The following is a 16,566-nucleotide window of genomic DNA, read 5'->3' on the forward strand; positions in this document are numbered from 1 at the left end:
ATAAATTATTCAGACCACAAAAATTGGGCTCCCCCAACTGCCTCGGATCCCAGGCCCCGGCGCAGATTGTGCAGGGTTTCACTCACCAGATAATCCACCAACCGCGCCTTTTTTTTGGGAGGGTAAACCAATTTCGGTTCACCTTTGATACCGGCCAGTTGGCCGGCCACAGTGGCGGCATCGTAAAGGCTTCCCAGTTCATCGACCAGACCAACGGTGACGGCCTGCCGGCCGGTAAAGATGCGCCCGTCAGCCAGCACCTTGACCTTGGCCGGCGCCATCTGCCGAGCTTCGGCCACTGCATCGACAAACTGCTCATACACATCGTCGATGACGCCCTGCAGGATCCTGCGATCGGAGTCGCTCATGCCACGCAGCGGCGAACCGATGTCCTTGTGTTCCCCGCTTTTGACAACCTGACTTTTGACGCCGACCTTCCGAAACAGTTCCTCGATGTTGGTCACTTCCATGATCACACCGATACTGCCGGTGATGGTGCCGGGATTGGCCAGAATCCGCGCCGCCGGCAGACTCACATAGTACCCCCCGGAAGCCGCCACGGAACCCATGGAAACCACCACCGGTTTAACCTTGGCAACCCGGGCGATCTGATCGTGAATCTCCTGAGAAGGCGCCACCCCGCCGCCGGGTGAATCCACCCGCAGGACAATGGCTTTGATGGAATTGTCGTCCCGAAAGGCCACCAACTGTTCGTTGATTTCCTGGGAGGAGGTCAAAACCCCGGTGATCTCGACGACACCGACCTTCTCTCCCATGGAAAACCGCGCCCCACCCCCGGAACAACGGCCGAGCAGGGCGGCAAAAACCACAAACAAAATAAAGATGGCCCCGAACGTCACCAGGGCCATCAGAAAAGGTCTCTTCTTCATGAGTATCGCTAGCAGACAGGGGGACCGGAACGCGACTCCGGTCCCCGTCACGCAATGGGATCAGTTCTGATCTTTTTCGCTCGCTTTGTTCAACGCGCCCTGCAGAATATCGCCAAAGTTGGAGGTAGCGCTTTTCTGGGCGCCCAGGAAAGCATCCACTTCGGCTTTTTCCCTGCGATCGGCCACATGCTTGATGGACAAGGCAATCTTTTTCTCTTCCGTATCCACGTTCAGCACCACCGCATCAAGCGTATCGCCGACCTTGGCGAAGTCCTTGGGCGACTCGACCTTCTCCTTGCTGATCTCGGAGACGTGGATGAGCCCTTCGATGCCTTCCTCAACTTCCAGGAAAATACCAAAGTCGGTCACGGAAGTCACGTTGCCGCGAATTACCGTACCGGGGGCATACCGCTCCAGTATGGTCTGCCAGGGATCGGAAGCCAACTGCTTGATACCCAGAGAGAACCGCTCGTTGTCCTGATCGATATTCAGCACCACGGCGCGCACCACATCACCCTTCTTGAACAATTCGGAGGGATGCTTGATACGCTTGGTCCAAGACAAGTCGGAGATATGCACCAGGCCATCGATGCCGTCATCCACGCCGACAAAGATCCCGAAGTCGGTGATATTCTTGACCTGGCCTTCGATGATGGTGCCGATGGGGAATTTTTCGCCGATCACTTCCCAAGGATTGCGCTCGACCTGCTTGAGGCCCAGGGAGATGCGCCGATTGGCCACATCCACCGCGAGCACCACGGACTCGACTTCGTCCCCGATATTCAGCATCTTGCTGGGATGCTTGACGCGCTTGGTCCAGCTCATTTCGCTGACGTGGATCAGGCCTTCCACCCCTTCCTCGAGTTCGATGAACGCCCCGTAATCCGTCAGGCTGACCACCTTGCCGGTGACCCGGGTATCCGTCGGGAAACGCTCGGCGACACTCAGCCAGGGGTCGGGCGTCATCTGTTTCAGGCCCAGGGAGACGCGCTCCTTTTCACGGTCGAACTTGAGGACCTTGACCCGAATCTTGTCGCCGACGGCCAGCACATCGGAAGGATGCGCCACACGGCCCCAGGACATGTCGGTAATATGCAGCAACCCGTCGATACCACCCAGATCGATGAAAGCCCCGTAGTCGGTGAGATTCTTGACCACGCCGTCGAGTTCCTGACCTTCGGCCAGGGTTCCGAGAGTATCCTTGCGCAGGCTTTCACGCTGATCTTCCAGCAGCACCCGGCGCGAAAGAACGATGTTGCCGCGCCGTTTGTTCAGCTTGATAATCTTGAACTGGAAGGTTTCTCCCAGCATCTTGTCCAGATTCCGCACCGGCCGCAGATCCACTTGAGAGCCGGGCAGGAAGGCGTTCACGCCGATATCGACGGACAGACCACCCTTGATACGGGCAGCGATACGGCCTTCGACCACGGCGCCTTCTTCAAGGTTGTTCCAGACCTTCTGCCGATCGGCTTTTTCCTTGGAAAGACCGATGAGCCCGTTTTCGTTTTCACTGCGCTCGAACAGGACGTCGATGCGGTCGCCGACCTTAACGTTGATCTGACCGCTCTCGTCCATGAACTCACTGATGGGAATCATGCCCTCGGACTTGTAACCGACATCGACGATGACGGAATCGCCGACAATCTGCAGCACGGTTCCTTCCACCACATCGCCGACATTGAGTTCCTTCATGCTGCTTTCAAACAGCTCGCTGAAACTCATCTCCCCATCATCGAACTCGTCGTCCATGAAGTTGTTGCCGTTCTTACCCTGGATTGTTTCGTTGCTTTCCACCATTAACAAACGTACCCCCTGACAATTTTCCTGTCGCCCTGCGACAGCATGACCTCTGGTCATTTTGACGGTCAACCTAGCATGAAATTCTTAAAAAAACAAACAATTATTTGCGGATGGCCGAAACCCGTTCCACGACCTGGTCGATGATCCAGCGCGGGGTCGAGGCGCCGGCGGTGATGCCCACCGTTTCCACCCCCTCGAACCACTCATCCCGGATCTGCTCGGCGGTCTCCACGTGGTAGGTGCGTGATTGCAGCGCTTCGCAGATCTGAGCCAGGCGGGTGGTGTTGGCGCTGTTGAAGCCGCCGACGACCAGCATCAGGTCGGCTTCCAGGGCAATTTTGCGGGCTTCATCCTGGCGCACCGAGGTGGCATCGCAGATGGTGTTGAAAACCCTCACCTCTTTGCTCTTTTCCAGGCACACCGCCGCAACCTGGCAAAGGTTCTGAAAGGACTGGGTGGTCTGGGCCACCACTCCGACCTTGGCCTTGCGCGGCAGGCGTTGCGCCTCGCGCGAATCGGCGACCACGAATACTTCCCCGCCGCGGGTATAGGAAATGATGCCCTGCACTTCCGGATGATCCTTTTCTCCGACCAACACCACGGAATAGCCTTCATTGCAGAGCATGGTGGCATAATCCTGGGCCTTTTTCACAAAGGGGCAGGTCGCGTCGATGATACTGAGCTGGCGGTTGTGAATCTCCTCCAGTTCCGCGGCGGTGATGCCGTGGGAACGGATAATCACCGCGCCCTCCTCGATGTCCTGAACCTTGTGAATGACTTTGACGCCCTTTTCCTCGAGCTTTTTGACCACCTGGGGGCTGTGAATAATGGGTCCCAGGGAGCAGATGCAGGGATATTCGCCGGCCGCTTCAAAAGCCAGATTGGTGGCACGCTTGACGCCGAAACAGAAACCGGCGCTGTCAGCCAGGATGATCTTCATGGGACGGTCCTTTCCAAGGCCGTTCCGGACCGCTCCACCTGACCCTGCACGACCGCCAGGATTCGTTCCAGAACCTGCTCTATATTCAAATGCGTGGTATCGATGGCCACGGCGTCCTCGGCCTGCACCAGGGGCGCATGCTCCCGGGAACTGTCGGCGGCATCGCGAGCCATGACGTCGGCGACGGTCTGATCCAGATTGACCTCCAATCCTTTGGCCTGCAGTTCGGCACAGCGCCGCCGGGCCCGCTCAACGGGATCGGCTTGAAGAAAGATTTTCACCTCGGCCTCGGGAAAGACCACCGTGCCGATGTCGCGACCTTCCAAAACCACGCCGCCGCCCGCGCCCATCTGCCGCTGCAGGGTCAGCATGGCACGGCGCACGCCGGGCAGGGCCGAAACTTGCGAAGTCCGCATACTGTTTTCCGGGGTCCGGATGGCTTCGGTGACATCCTCGCCGTCGAGCAGCACCCTTTCCTGGCCGTCGTTGCGCAGAAACTCCAGTCGCAGGCCACGGCAAAGCCGGACCAGGGCTTCCTCGTCGGTCAGGTCGACACCCCTGCGCCGGGCAGCCAAGGCCACGCAGCGATACATGGCCCCGGTATCGATGTTCACGTAATTCAACCTGTGCGCCAGCAGCCGGCTCAGGGTGCTTTTACCTACCCCGGAGGGACCGTCGATGGCGATGATCATTTTTTTTTGCATGAAGGAAATCCTGTCGTGCTGCGACCCGGAGTCGGCGACTCAGAGTTCGCGGCTTTGTTCGAGCAACTGCCAGAAACCGGGAAAGGAGGTTTCGGTGCAATCCGTATCGACAATGGTCACCGGTTCCGCGACTCCCAAGGCCGCCACCGCCATGCTCATGGCGATGCGATGATCGCCGTGGGAGGAGGCCGTCCCGCCGCCGAGGGCAACGCCGCCCCGAATGGCCATGCCGTCTTCCAGGGCCGTGACCTGTGCCCCGAGGCCGCCCAGTTCGGCGGTCATGGCCGCGATGCGGTCGGTTTCCTTGACCCGCAACTCGCGAGCATCGCGAATCACCGTCTCGCCTTCGGCAAAAGCCGCCGCCACGGCGATGACGGGAAATTCGTCGATGGCCCTGGGCACCAGGTCACCGCCGATTTCAATCCCCCGCAAATGGCTGCTGCGCACCAGGATATCGGCCACCGGCTCCCCGGAGCATTCCCGTTGATTCTGTAACTCCAGGCTCCCTCCCATGGCCAGCAGAATATCGATGATGCCGCTGCGGGTGGGATTGACCCCCACATGGCGGATCAGCAGTTCCGATCCGGGCCGAATCAGGGCGGCCACCATGAAAAAGGCCGCCGAGGAAATATCCCCCGGCACCTCGACCTCGCGCCCCTCAAGGTGCCGGCCCGGGATTAATCGGGCACCCGTGGCCAAGGATTCGAGGCGGGCCCCGAAATAGCGCAGCATGCGCTCACTGTGATCCCGGGACAGATGGGGTTCGTGGACCACCGTTTCGCCCTCGGCATACAGTCCGGCCAAAAGCAGGGCCGACTTGATCTGGGCGCTGGCAACCTGGCTTTGATGGGAAATCCCCTGCAGGGCCGTGCCGCGGATGGCCAAGGGCGCCAATTCGCCGCCGTTGCGACCCCAGATCTGGCCGCCCATGCGTGTCAGGGGTTCCACCACCCGCTTCATGGGCCGCCGCCGCAGGTACCGATCGCCGGTCAGCACGGTGAAAAAACGTTGTCCGGCAAGCAGGCCCGTCATCAACCGCATGGTGGTGCCCGAATTGCCGCAATCCAACACCCCGTCGGGCTCCCGCAGGCCGTGCAGACCGACCCCGTGGATCAGCAGACTGCCATCGGCCGGCTCTTCGATCCGGACGCCCATGGCGCGAAAGGCCTGCAGGGTCGCCAGATTGTCTTCTCCGCGCAGCAAGCCCCGGACCCGGGTCGTGCCGGTCGCCAGGGAGCCGAGCATGATGGACCGGTGGGAAATGGACTTGTCCCCCGGAACCCTGATTTCGCCGCGCAGGCGGCCGCCGCCCGTTACCATCTGCTGTTTCATCGCACCCTCATGTCTTGCCAAAAAGTCCGCAGGTCGGGAAAATCGGACCTGCGGGATGAGAAAAAATGTCAAAAAATCCAGAACTTACCGGATGGCATCGCGGCGCTGCTTGGAGCGCTGAAAGAATTCATACAGCGCCTCATCCTGCTGACCGGCGATATCCCGTTTCAATTCGGCCAAGGTCGCCTCAAAAATCTCCAGGGTCTCCAGCAGGGCGGTGCGGTTGCTTATGGCGATATCGCGCCACATGGTGGGATCGGACGAGGCGATGCGGGTAAAGTCGCGAAACCCGCCGGCGGAAAATCGCAGCACGTCCTCGCCTTCACGACCGCAGGCACTCACCGCGTTGACCAGAGCATAGGCCACCATGTGCGGCAGATGGCTGGTCGCCGCCAGCACCCGGTCATGCTGTTCCACATCCATCAGCACCACTTCACTGCCGGCGGTCTGCCACATGCGCGCCACCAGATCCAGGGCGGCGGCGGCGGTGCGGGCGGTGGGGGTCAGAATACAGCGCCGCCCCTCGTAAAGAGTCGGAAAGGCCGCCGCCGCTCCGCTCTGCTCGGTGCCAGCTACGGGATGCCCGGGAACAAACTGCACCCCATCGGGAAGGAGAGGTTCGATGGCGGCCACCACCGATGCCTTGACGCTGCCGCCATCGGTGAGAACCGCCCCGGATTTCATGTGCGGCAGGGCCCGGGCCGCGACCTGGGGCAGAGTCAGAACCGGCGTGGCCAGAAACACCACATCGGCATCCGCCACCCCGGCCTCCAGTTCCTGGGTAAACCTGTCGACCACTCCCAAGCTTCGGGCGGTCCGCAGATTTTCCAGTCCACGGCCGATGCCGACCACTTCGCCCACCACCCCGGCCCGCTTCAGGGCCAGGGCCAGGGAACCGCCGATAAGTCCGACCCCGACGATGGCCAGGCGATCAATCCACAGGGGCGCAACCGGGGTCTGCATGTCATTCACCATGAAATTCATCCTGTCAGGCAGAGCGGGGATAAGAGCCGAGCACCTTGAACTGGCGGCAACAGGCCCGCAACTCCTCCAGTGCTTCGGCGACCAGGGGTTCGTCCGCATGCCCGTCCAGGTCGACGAAAAAAACGTATTCCCAGGCCTTGGTCTTGATGGGCCGACTCTCGATCTTGGTCAGATTGATATTTCGACTGCTGAAGGGTGCCAGCATGCGGCACAGTATCCCCGGCTGGTCGGCGATGCTGAACATCAGGGAGGTCTTGTCGCGCCCGCTGGGCTCCGGCATGGTGCGGCCGATGACCAGAAACCGGGTGTAGTTGTTGGCGTTGTCTTCAATGCGCTTTTTCACCGGCTGCAAGCCGTAAAGGGAGGCCGCAATTTCGCTGGCGATGGCCGCCATGCTGCCGTCTTCGGCAGCCATCTGCGCTGCCAGACCGGTGCTGGCCGCCTCCATCAACGGCACCTCCGGCAGATTCTCCTCCAACCAGTGGCGGCACTGGGCCAGGGCCTGGGGATGGGAGGCCACCTGGCGGACATCCTCCATCCGTCCGGACAGGGACAGCAGATCGTGGGAGATTTCGAGGAGAATTTCGGCGATGATCTTCAGATCCGAGGATATGAACATGTCGAGGGTGTGGGAAACCACCCCTTCGTTGGAATTCTCCACCGGCACCACCCCGTAGGGCGCGCGACCGCGCAACACATCTTCAAACACACCGGGGATGCTTTTCTGGGGCACCAGTTGCGCCGAAAATCCGAATTGGCGCAAGGCCGCCTGATGGGTGAAGGTGGCGGGCGGTCCGAGAAAGGCGACCTTGATGGGCTGCTCCAGGGACAGGGAGGCGGAAATGATCTCCCGGTAGACCCGGCGCACGGCATCATCGGGAAAGGGTCCGCGGTTGCGGGTCGTCAGACGCTCGAAGACTTCCAGTTCCCGACCCGGAACATAGAATTCCAGACCCTGCCCGGCCTTGGCATGGCCCACCGCCAAGGCCACTTCGGCACGCTGGTTGAGTAATTCGAGAATCTGATCGTCGATGGCATCTATCTGCCGCCGCAGGGAAGGTAGGTCTCGATTATTCACGGTTTTCGGGCTCCATGCGCAATGACTTGAGCAGGTTAGGTTATCTTATCAAGGACAAAAATGCAAACTAAAGTCCGGCCTGACCGCGGACTCTTGACCCGGAAGTCGCCTGCCGCTACACTGCGCCCATCCATGACCATGCAGTTTTTTTGTCGTTCAGCCCTTTGGGAGGACCCATGACCATTTCCGCCAAAGTCGCCGATTGCATCGAGCGGGCTTCCTGGATTCGCAAGATGTTCGAGGAGGGCAACCGCCTGCGGGCCATCCATGGTGAAGACCAGGTTTTCGACTTCACCCTGGGCAATCCGGACACGGAGCCGCCGCCGGCTTTTCACCAGGAATTGTTACGCCTGGCCCAGAATCCGCCGCCGGGCATGCATCGCTACATGAGCAATGCCGGTTATGCCGAAACCCGCGCGGCCGTGGCGGCGCATCTGTCCCGCCAGACGTTGCGGCCGGTTTCCGCCGAGCAGGTGATCATGACCTGCGGCGCCGGCGGCGCACTCAACGTCGCCTTGAAAACCATCCTCAATCCCGGCGAGGAAGTCATCATCCTGGCGCCCTACTTCGTCGAATACCTGTTTTACATCGACAACCACGGCGGGGTGCCGAAAATCGTCTGGACCGATCGAGATACTTTTCAGCCCGACATCGGGGAACTGGACAAAGCCATCGGTCCCAATACCCGGGCCATCATCGTCAACTCACCCAACAATCCCACCGGCGCCATTTACCCGGCGGCGAGCCTGCAGGCCCTGGGTGAGCTGCTCGACCGCAAGTCACGGGAGTTGGGCCGCACCATCTACGTGCTGTCCGACGAACCCTACGCCCGTCTGGCCTACGATGACGAACCGGTTCCGAACGTGTTCAACCACGTGCGCAATGCGGTCATCATCAACTCCCATTCCAAGGATCTGGCTCTGCCCGGAGAGCGCATCGGCTACCTGGCCGCCAACCCGGACATGGATCAGGTCGAGCGTTTCATGGAGGGAGCCATATTCTGCAACCGGGTTCTGGGTTTCGTCAACGCCCCGGCCCTGATGCAGCGCCTGGTGACCCGTCTACAGGAGGAAAGCGTCGACATCGCCGCCTACCGGGAAAAACGCGACCTGCTCTATGAACATCTGAGCGCCTGCGGCTTCCGCATGGTCAAGCCGCGCGGCGGGTTCTATCTGTTTCCCGAGTCGCCCCTGGCGGATGATGTCGCATTCGCCGCCAAGGCCCTGGAGCACCGCATTCTGGTGGTACCGGGACGCGGTTTCGGCGCGCCGGGCTACTTCCGCATCGCCTACTGCGTCTCCATGGAGAGCATCCGGCGCAGCCTGCCGGCCTGGGGAAAGCTGGCCGAGCAACTGCAACTCGCCCGCTGACATCTCAAACCCGGAGCTCATGGCTCCGGGTTTTTTATCTTCGGAGATCCGGACCAGTTCCGTCAGAGTGAGCTAAATTTTCCTCTTCAACAATCCGTCCTGGGCTGCATGTCTCCGCCGGACGAAAATCCCGCACCTGCAACTGGACACTGGTTCGTCCCCGCCAGTCGTTGAGGGTGGGCACGCAGAGCAAATCCATGGGTCCGTGCAGTTCATCGGCCCGTTCGGCCAGACCGAAGGCGATGCAGGGCAGGCTGTAGCCGCCCTGACAGGCGGTGAAGCGCAGATGATTGTCACCAACCCGCTGAACCTGCCGCAGGACCAACTGCCGCGCCAGGACCACCGGCTGCGGATTGCCGGGCCCGAAAGGCGCCAGGCCGGCCAATTCCTGTACCGTGGCCTCGGTCAGCTCTTCCAGTTCGACTTCCGCATCGAAAAACTGCCGGGGCTGCAGGTCGTCCTCGCTCAGCCACTGCCGGGCCAGAGCCTCGAATTCCCGGGCAAAATCCTCGACCCGTTGGGCGGCAATGGACAGGCCGGCAGCGTATTCATGGCCGCCGAAACCCTGCAGGCTGCCGCTGCAGGACTGCAAGGCCCGGAACAGGTGAAACCCGCGGATGGAGCGGCCGGAGCCCTTGCCGCTGCCCCCATCCAGGGCGATGAGTACCGTCGGACGATGAAAGCGTTCCACCAGGCGGCTGGCGACGATGCCGATCACCCCCGGGTGCCAATCGGCGTCGGCCAGCACGATACTGTTACGGGTCCTCGGATCCCAGCCGGCAAGCCGGTCCAGGGCCTGTTGCAGGGTGCGCTGCTCGACGGCCTGTCGTTCCCGGTTGACGGCGTCCAACTGCTCCGCCACCAGGACGGCGCGTTCGGCGGAGCTTTCAAGGAGCAACTCCACCCCCTGACGGGCGTCCTCCAGACGTCCTGCCGCATTCAGCCGCGGCGCCAGGCGAAACCCTACCGTACCGCAGGTGACCTGTTCCACGCCGGCGACCTTTTTCAGCGCCGTCACCCCGACCCGTCGGGATTGTTCCAGCAAGGTCAGGCCGATGCGGGTCAAACTGCGGTTCACCCCGCGCAGGGGCACGATATCGGCAATGGTTCCCAAGGCCACCAAATCCAGGGCGAAGCGCAGGTCCGGCTCCCTGCCTGCCGTCCAAATCCCTGCGTTGCGCAACCGCTGACGCAGGGCCACCAGCAGCATGAAGGCCACGCCGACTCCGGCCAAGTCCTTGCAGGGATAGGCGCAGTCGGTGCGCCGAGGGTTGATGATGGCCAGCGCTTGCGGCAACCTGTCGGGGGGCTGATGATGGTCCGTGACAATCAATTCCAGCCCCAGTTCCGCCGCCCGGCGGGCCGCATCCAAGGCGGAAATGCCGCAATCCACGGTGATCACCAGCTTTACCCCGTCGGCGGCAGCCTGCTCCAAGGCGGACACCGACAGGCCATACCCCTCGGTCAGACGCAGGGGGACGTGAAATACCACATCGGCACCAAAGATGCGGAGGTTTTCCACCAGCAGGGCGGTGCCGGTCACCCCGTCCACGTCGTAATCACCATGCACGGCAATGCGTTCGCCGGCGCGAATGGCCTGAACCAGTCGCGAGACCGCGGCCTCCATATCCTGCAGCAGAAAGGGATCGGGCAGGTCGGCCAGGCGCGCTTGGAGAAATTCCCGGCCCTGTTCGGCATTGACGATACCCCGGGCCGCCAGGACACGGGCGGTTAAAAGCGAAATGCCCAGGCTCCGCTGCAGCCCTTCATCGTCCGCCAACTCCACGGCCTCGCGCTTGTCCCACCGACACGCTTGTCCCGGTTCCACATTTTCCCCCGATCAAGACCCAAAAGACTCGGGCCGGAAGCAAGACTTCCGGCCCGAATTCCGATTTATCACTGACTGCGGACTAGCCTTTGGCACCTCGCCGGCGGGCCCGATATTCGTCCCAATAGAGCAGCACCGGGCTGGCCACGAATACGGATGAATAGGTTCCGACCATGATGCCGATAAACAGGGCCAGAGCAAAGTTCTGAATCACCCCGCCGCCGAAGATCAGCAGAGCCAAAACCACCAGCAGGGTGGTGCCCGAGGTCATGATGGTACGGGACAGGGTTTCATTGATGCTGCGATTGATGACGCTGGGGAAGCTTTCCTTTTCGATTTTGCCGGTGTTCTCCCGAATCCGGTCATAAACGATGATCGTATCGTTGAGAGAGTAGCCGACAATGCCGAGAAAGGCGGCGATGATGGGCAGGTCGATCTCCTTGTTGAGGAGGGAAAAAATCCCCACGGTAAACAGCACATCGTGCAGCAGGGCGAGAATGGCGCCGACGGCGAAACGGAACTTGAACCGCCAACTCACGTAGATGAGGATGCCGATCATGGCGTAGAGGACTGCCAGCAGGCCCCGGTTGCGCAACTCCCGGCCGGCTTGGGGGCCGACCATCTCCATGCGCCGCAGTTCCAGCTGCCCTTCCCCGAAGGATCCTTCCAGCGCCTCCGTAATCCGGTGGGAAAGGCCTTCCAGAGCTGCGCTGCTTTCCTGGGCGCGCAGCAGGAATTCATCGCCTTCGCCCTCGAAGCGCTGCACCGTCAAGCCGCGCAGATTCAAAGGCGCCAGGGCGCCGCGGATGGTGGCGGCATCCGTAGGCTGATTGAACTTGACCTGAATCAGGGTGCCGCCGGCAAAGTCGATGCCGTAGCGCGGCCCGCCCTTGGCGACCAGGGACACCAGGCCGGCCAGAATCAGGACCAGCGACAGCACGATGGCCAGTCCCTTTTTGCCTACAAAATCGATATTGATATCCGGTTTGATGATTTGCATGCCGCCCTCCTAAATTCTCAGCCGCTTGACCTGGAAACGTTCCAGGACCAGATCGAAGACCAACCTCGAAACAAATACCGCCGTAAACAGGGAGGACGCGATACCGATGGACAGCGTCACCGCAAAACCCTTGACCGGCCCGGTACCGAACTGGAACAGCACCAGCGCGGCGATGAAGGTCGTGATGTTGGCATCGATGATGGTCAAAAAGGCCTTGCTGTAGCCGGCATCGATGGCGGCGCGCACCGACATCCCGTTGCGCAGTTCCTCGCGGATGCGTTCGTAGATGAGCACATTGGCATCCACGGCCATGCCCAGGGTCAGAACGATGCCGGCAATGCCCGGCAGGGTCAGGGTGGCCTTGAACAAGGACAGCAGGGCCAGCAGGAAAACCATGTTCAGCACCAGGGCCAGGTTGGCGACCAGGCCGGAGACATTGTAGTACAGGGCCATGGCCAACACCACCAGCAGGCCGCCGATGATCACGGAAGTCATGCCCTGTTTGATGGAGTCCATCCCCAGGGACGGACCGACGGTGCGGTCCTCAAGCACCTTGACGGGGGCCGGCAGGGAACCGGCGCGCAGGGCGATGGCCAGGTCGGCGGCTTCCTGTTCGCTGAAGGAACCGGTGATCTGGGCGCTGCCGCCGGAGATGCGCTCGCGGATCACGGGCGCCGAATAGACGGTGTCATCCAGAACGATGGCCATGCGGCGGCCGACATTGGCGCCGGTGATGCGGTCGAAGCTTTTGGCCCCCAGGGCATTGAAGTCCAGGGAGATGTAGGGTTCGTTGAAGCGCGGGTCGATGCGAACCTGGGCGTCGGCAATCAGATCGCCGGTCAGCACCGTCTGATCGTAGACCACGATGGGGGTCTGGGCCACCGCGCCGCTGCGGCGATTGAGCTGCCGCTCGTAAAGCAACTGGGTTCCCGGCGGCAGCATGCCCCGCGCGGCTTCCATGGGGTCAACCTGCTCCGCCACCAGCTTGAACTCCAGACGGGCGGTTTTTCCAAGCAGGGCCACGGCCCGTTTCGGATCCTTGACGCCGGGCAACTGCACCAGAATACGGTCCTCGCCCTGACGCTGCAGGACCGGTTCGCTCAGACCGAACTGGTCGACGCGGTTGCGCAGGGTTTCCACCGCCTGGCGCACGGCGTTACTCTTGATGGTCTCCACCGTCCTGGAGCTGAGGCGATAGCTCTTGGCAACGGCGCCGTCCACCGTTTCGCCCGCCTGCGGTTCCAGATCGGGATAGTTCGCCGACAGCCACTCATCGATCTGTCGTACCGTATCCTCTTCGTAAGCCACAATCTTCAGCTGCGATTCACCGATGCGTTCCACCCGCCGAACCACCAGCTCGCGGGATTGCAGCTCGGCCTCGAGTTGCCCGACCAGGCTGTCGACCCGGCTTTCCACGGCCTTTTCCGCTTCCACCCCCAGCACCAGGTGCATCCCGCCCTGCAGGTCGAGACCGAGGTGAATGGGATCAAAAGCCTTTTTCCACCAGGCCGGAAGACGATCCGGAACGAAGGTCGGCGCCAGCGCCAACAGGGCCAGAAGCAGACAGCCCGCTACCACTCCCCCCCGCATTACAATGCTTTTGGACATGACGGCATTAAACTCCTTTCGCATTCAAATCCAGCCCTGTTCGACCCCGGAAACCAAGGCAGCGGTTCCAGGCGACGAGGCCCCAAATTGCCAAAACCAGGCGCCGGAATCGGCTAACCGGCCAGGGTCGAGACGATGGAACTGCGATTCACCTTGATCTTGACGCCGGTGGCCACTTCGACGGTAACGATGCCGTCCTGCAGCGCCGCAACCTTGCCGTGAATGCCGCCGGCAGTAACCACCTGATCCCCGACCTTCAGGGATTCGATGAGTTCCTTATGTTCTTTGGCACGCTTTTGTTGGGGCCGGATGAGCAGAAAGTAGAAAATGGCGAACATCAGTACCAGCATGATGAGGCCGGAATAAGGATTGTTGCCCTGCCCCGCGGCCGTTCCGGCCATGGCATGCGCTTCGGAAATCCCAAACATATACGTTCCTCCTTGATGGGTTGACGGCCCGCCAAAAGTTTGGCGAACGGCTTTACATTAGCACAAAAATCGGCTGTCTACAGTAATTTCAGACCTGCTCGGGACCCGATCCTGCTACACAATGGGTCCGGGGACCGATGGTCAGAGGGCCTCCGTTTCACGCTGCCGGTAGAATTCCCGGCGATAGGCTTCAAAACACCCGGCTTCGATGGCGGCCCGCGCGCCGGCCATCAGATTGAGATAATAGTGGAGATTATGCCGAGTATTGAGCATGGAGGCCAGGATCTCGTTGCTCTGGTAGAGATGGCGCAGATAGGCGCGGCTGTAATGCTGGCAGACATAACAATCACAGGCCGGATCGATGGGGCGCTCATCCCGCAGATAACGCGCCTGTTTGATGCTGATTTTGCCGAAGGACGTAAACAGGGTGCCGTTGCGGGCGTTGCGCGTCGGCATCACGCAATCGAACATGTCCACACCGCGGGCCACCCCTTCGATGAGATTTTCCGGCGTCCCCACACCCATGACGTAACGGGGCCGGCGAACCGGCAGCAAAGGCAGGGCCACCTCCATCATTTCATACATGCGCGCCGCTTCCTCGCCCACGGACAGTCCGCCCAGGGCATAACCCTCGAAACCGATGGCCAGCAACTCCTCGGCACTCTGCCGCCGCAGGTCGGGATACATACCGCCCTGTACGATACCGAACAGGGCCGCCCCGTCCCCCTGGCGCCGGGCTTCGCGGCACCGCCGGGCCCAACGCCCCGAGCGGGCGGTGGAATCGACCACGTATTCGCGGGTCGCCGGATAGGGGATGCATTCATCGAAGGCCATGATGATGTCTGCGCCCAGGGCTTCCTGTACGGCGATGGACAGTTCCGGAGTCAGCAACTGGTGCGAACCGTCCAGATGGCTCTGGAAACGCACCCCATCCTCGCTGATGCGGCGCAGTTGGCCAAGGCTGAACACCTGGAAGCCGCCGCTGTCCGTCAGAATGGGACGCTGCCAGTGCATGAACCGGTGCAAACCGCCCAGATCGCGGATCAGGTCATGGCCGGGACGCAGAAAGAGGTGATAGGTATTGGCCAGGATAATCTCGGCACCGGCCGTCAGCAAATCTTCCGGCAGCATGGCCTTGACCGTACCCTGGGTACCGACGGGCATGAAAACCGGCGTATCCACGGTACCACGGCGGGTTACCAAACGTCCGCGACGGGCCTGCGTGGCGCCATCCTCGGCCAACAATTCAAAACGGAAATCGCACACCTGGGACAAATTCACCTTATACAATGAGCATGCAGTCGCCGTAACTGAAAAAACGAAAACCTTCCGTCACGGCCTGTCGGTAGGCATCCAGGATGAAGTCGCGGCCGGCCAGGGCGGCTACCAGCATCAGCAGCGTGGAGCGGGGCAGATGGAAATTGGTGATCAGACCATCCACGATTTGAAACCGAAACCCCGGTCGGATGAACAGGTCGCAAACCCCCTCTCCGGTTTTGAGCCGGCCCGCTTCGTCCACGGCATATTCCAGCGCCCGGGTGCTGGTGGTACCCAGCGCCAGGACCCGGCGCCCTTCGGCCTTGGCCAGGTTGACGGCGTCCGCCGTCGCTGCCGGAATATGGTAGTTTTCCTCGTGCATGCGGTGACCAGCCAGATCCTCGCTGCGCACCGGCAAAAAGGTACCGAGTCCGACATGCAGGGTCAGGGAATGGATTTCCACCCCCTTGGCCCGCAAAGCTGCAAGCAGTTCAGGGGTGAAATGCAGACCCGCCGTCGGTGCCGCCACGGCACCGGCATGGCGGGCAAAAACCGTCTGGTAGCGCTCACGATCCTCGGCGCTGTCTTCCCGGCGGATATAAGGTGGCAGGGGAATCCGACCCACCCGTTCCAGCACCTCGGAAAAATCATCCTGGCAGGCAAAGCGCAACAGCCGATACGGCTCTTCGCCGCCCGGCAGGACCTCGGCGGAAAGCCCTTCGGCAAACCGCAACCGGACTCCGGGGCGCGGTGTCTTGGAGCAACGGGTCAGACAGGCCCAGGTTTCCTCGGCACCGGGCTGACGCCTGACCAGCAGGACCTCGATGCGGCCGCCCGAATCCTTGTGCCCCATCAGGCGCGCCGGGATCACCCGGGTATCGTTGAGCACCAGCACATCTCCGGCGGTCAGCCACTGGCCGATATCCGGAAACCGGGCCAGCTGCACCCGCCTGGCGGCCCGCTCCAGCACCATGAGACGTGAGGCCGGACGGGTGGGCAATGGATGCTGGGCAATCAGAGCTTCCGGCAGTTCGAAATCGAAATCGTTCAACTGCACGTAATAATCCTCGGGGGACGGTCGGGGTCGGCGGTCGCCCCTGAAAACCGTTCCAATCAATGAGTTGTGCGTACTATCCCCGCGCCAGATATACCAGCAACAGCCCCAGCAGCATCCACACCAGACCGAGCAGGCGCAGACTGGCCTCCGGAACCGCCAACAGCAACCGCATCAAGGCCTTGACGCGCAATGGCGATAAAAACCAGGGCAGCCCTTCCACAATCAGCAGCAAGCCCAAAAATGTCAACAGGTCTGCCATGGCCGTTCATCCCGCTTCCACTGTGCCAGCC

15 protein-coding genes are annotated in these 16,566 nt (G+C 61.4%); 1 reads left to right on the forward strand and 14 read right to left on the reverse strand.

The features are described from left to right. Positions 1-5: 5 nt before the first annotated feature. The 7 genes from sppA to pheA all read right to left on the reverse strand — a co-directional run bounded on the left by sppA (position 6) and on the right by pheA (position 7,728). A complete protein-coding gene (gene sppA, locus JQN68_RS02895; protein WP_249621001.1) occupies positions 6-890 on the reverse strand; it encodes a signal peptide peptidase SppA in 885 nt (294 codons plus the stop codon). A 60-nt stretch (positions 891-950) separates the two neighbouring features. Then, the gene (locus JQN68_RS02900; protein WP_249621002.1) at positions 951-2,687 is read right to left on the reverse strand and encodes a 30S ribosomal protein S1; all 1,737 of its coding nucleotides are present in this window, start codon (positions 2,685-2,687) and stop codon (positions 951-953) included. 103 nt (positions 2,688-2,790) lie between these two features. Beyond that, the gene (locus JQN68_RS02905; RefSeq protein ID WP_225071787.1) at positions 2,791-3,630 is read right to left on the reverse strand and encodes a 4-hydroxy-3-methylbut-2-enyl diphosphate reductase; all 840 of its coding nucleotides are present in this window, start codon (positions 3,628-3,630) and stop codon (positions 2,791-2,793) included. Continuing rightward, positions 3,627-4,334: a (d)CMP kinase gene (cmk, locus tag JQN68_RS02910; protein WP_225071786.1), complete on the reverse strand. Its 708-nt coding sequence runs from the start codon at positions 4,332-4,334 to the stop codon at positions 3,627-3,629. The genes JQN68_RS02905 and cmk overlap by 4 nt, the downstream gene beginning before the upstream one ends. A gap of 39 nt (positions 4,335-4,373) precedes the next feature. Continuing rightward, positions 4,374-5,666 (reverse strand): 3-phosphoshikimate 1-carboxyvinyltransferase, encoded by a 1,293-nt coding sequence (gene aroA, locus JQN68_RS02915; protein ID WP_225071785.1) that lies wholly within the window; start codon positions 5,664-5,666, stop codon positions 4,374-4,376. Positions 5,667-5,750: 84 nt separating this feature from the next. Further along, a complete protein-coding gene (locus JQN68_RS02920) occupies positions 5,751-6,641 on the reverse strand; it encodes a prephenate dehydrogenase (RefSeq protein WP_225071784.1) in 891 nt (296 codons plus the stop codon). Between the two features lie 13 nt (positions 6,642-6,654). Then, positions 6,655-7,728: a prephenate dehydratase gene (pheA, locus tag JQN68_RS02925; protein ID WP_225071783.1), complete on the reverse strand. Its 1,074-nt coding sequence runs from the start codon at positions 7,726-7,728 to the stop codon at positions 6,655-6,657. Between the two features lie 176 nt (positions 7,729-7,904). On the opposite strand from pheA, the gene JQN68_RS02930 reads away from it, so the two are divergent. Further along, positions 7,905-9,098 (forward strand): pyridoxal phosphate-dependent aminotransferase, encoded by a 1,194-nt coding sequence (locus tag JQN68_RS02930; protein ID WP_225071782.1) that lies wholly within the window; start codon positions 7,905-7,907, stop codon positions 9,096-9,098. A 34-nt stretch (positions 9,099-9,132) separates the two neighbouring features. On the opposite strand, the gene recJ is transcribed toward JQN68_RS02930, so the two are convergent. The 7 genes from recJ to JQN68_RS02965 all read right to left on the reverse strand — a co-directional run bounded on the left by recJ (position 9,133) and on the right by JQN68_RS02965 (position 16,535). Continuing rightward, the gene (gene recJ, locus JQN68_RS02935) at positions 9,133-10,926 is read right to left on the reverse strand and encodes a single-stranded-DNA-specific exonuclease RecJ (protein ID WP_225071781.1); all 1,794 of its coding nucleotides are present in this window, start codon (positions 10,924-10,926) and stop codon (positions 9,133-9,135) included. 82 nt (positions 10,927-11,008) lie between these two features. After that, a complete protein-coding gene (secF, locus tag JQN68_RS02940; RefSeq protein ID WP_225071780.1) occupies positions 11,009-11,926 on the reverse strand; it encodes a protein translocase subunit SecF in 918 nt (305 codons plus the stop codon). Positions 11,927-11,935: 9 nt separating this feature from the next. After that, on the reverse strand, positions 11,936-13,534 hold the full coding sequence (secD, locus tag JQN68_RS02945; protein WP_225071779.1) for a protein translocase subunit SecD: 1,599 nt from the start codon (positions 13,532-13,534) through the stop codon (positions 11,936-11,938). A 113-nt stretch (positions 13,535-13,647) separates the two neighbouring features. Further along, positions 13,648-13,962, reverse strand: a complete 315-nt coding sequence (gene yajC / locus JQN68_RS02950) for a preprotein translocase subunit YajC (protein WP_225071778.1) — start codon at positions 13,960-13,962, stop codon at positions 13,648-13,650. A gap of 141 nt (positions 13,963-14,103) precedes the next feature. Further along, positions 14,104-15,228: a tRNA guanosine(34) transglycosylase Tgt gene (gene tgt, locus JQN68_RS02955; protein WP_225071820.1), complete on the reverse strand. Its 1,125-nt coding sequence runs from the start codon at positions 15,226-15,228 to the stop codon at positions 14,104-14,106. Positions 15,229-15,244: 16 nt separating this feature from the next. Continuing rightward, positions 15,245-16,276, reverse strand: a complete 1,032-nt coding sequence (gene queA / locus JQN68_RS02960) for a tRNA preQ1(34) S-adenosylmethionine ribosyltransferase-isomerase QueA (RefSeq protein WP_225071777.1) — start codon at positions 16,274-16,276, stop codon at positions 15,245-15,247. Between the two features lie 73 nt (positions 16,277-16,349). Further along, positions 16,350-16,535: a DUF2065 family protein gene (locus JQN68_RS02965; protein WP_225071776.1), complete on the reverse strand. Its 186-nt coding sequence runs from the start codon at positions 16,533-16,535 to the stop codon at positions 16,350-16,352. Positions 16,536-16,566: the final 31 nt, after the last annotated feature.

This window comes from Desulfuromonas sp. CSMB_57 (assembly GCF_020194955.2).
Taxonomy (GTDB): Bacteria; Desulfobacterota; Desulfuromonadia; order Desulfuromonadales; family Syntrophotaleaceae; genus JAFCIY02.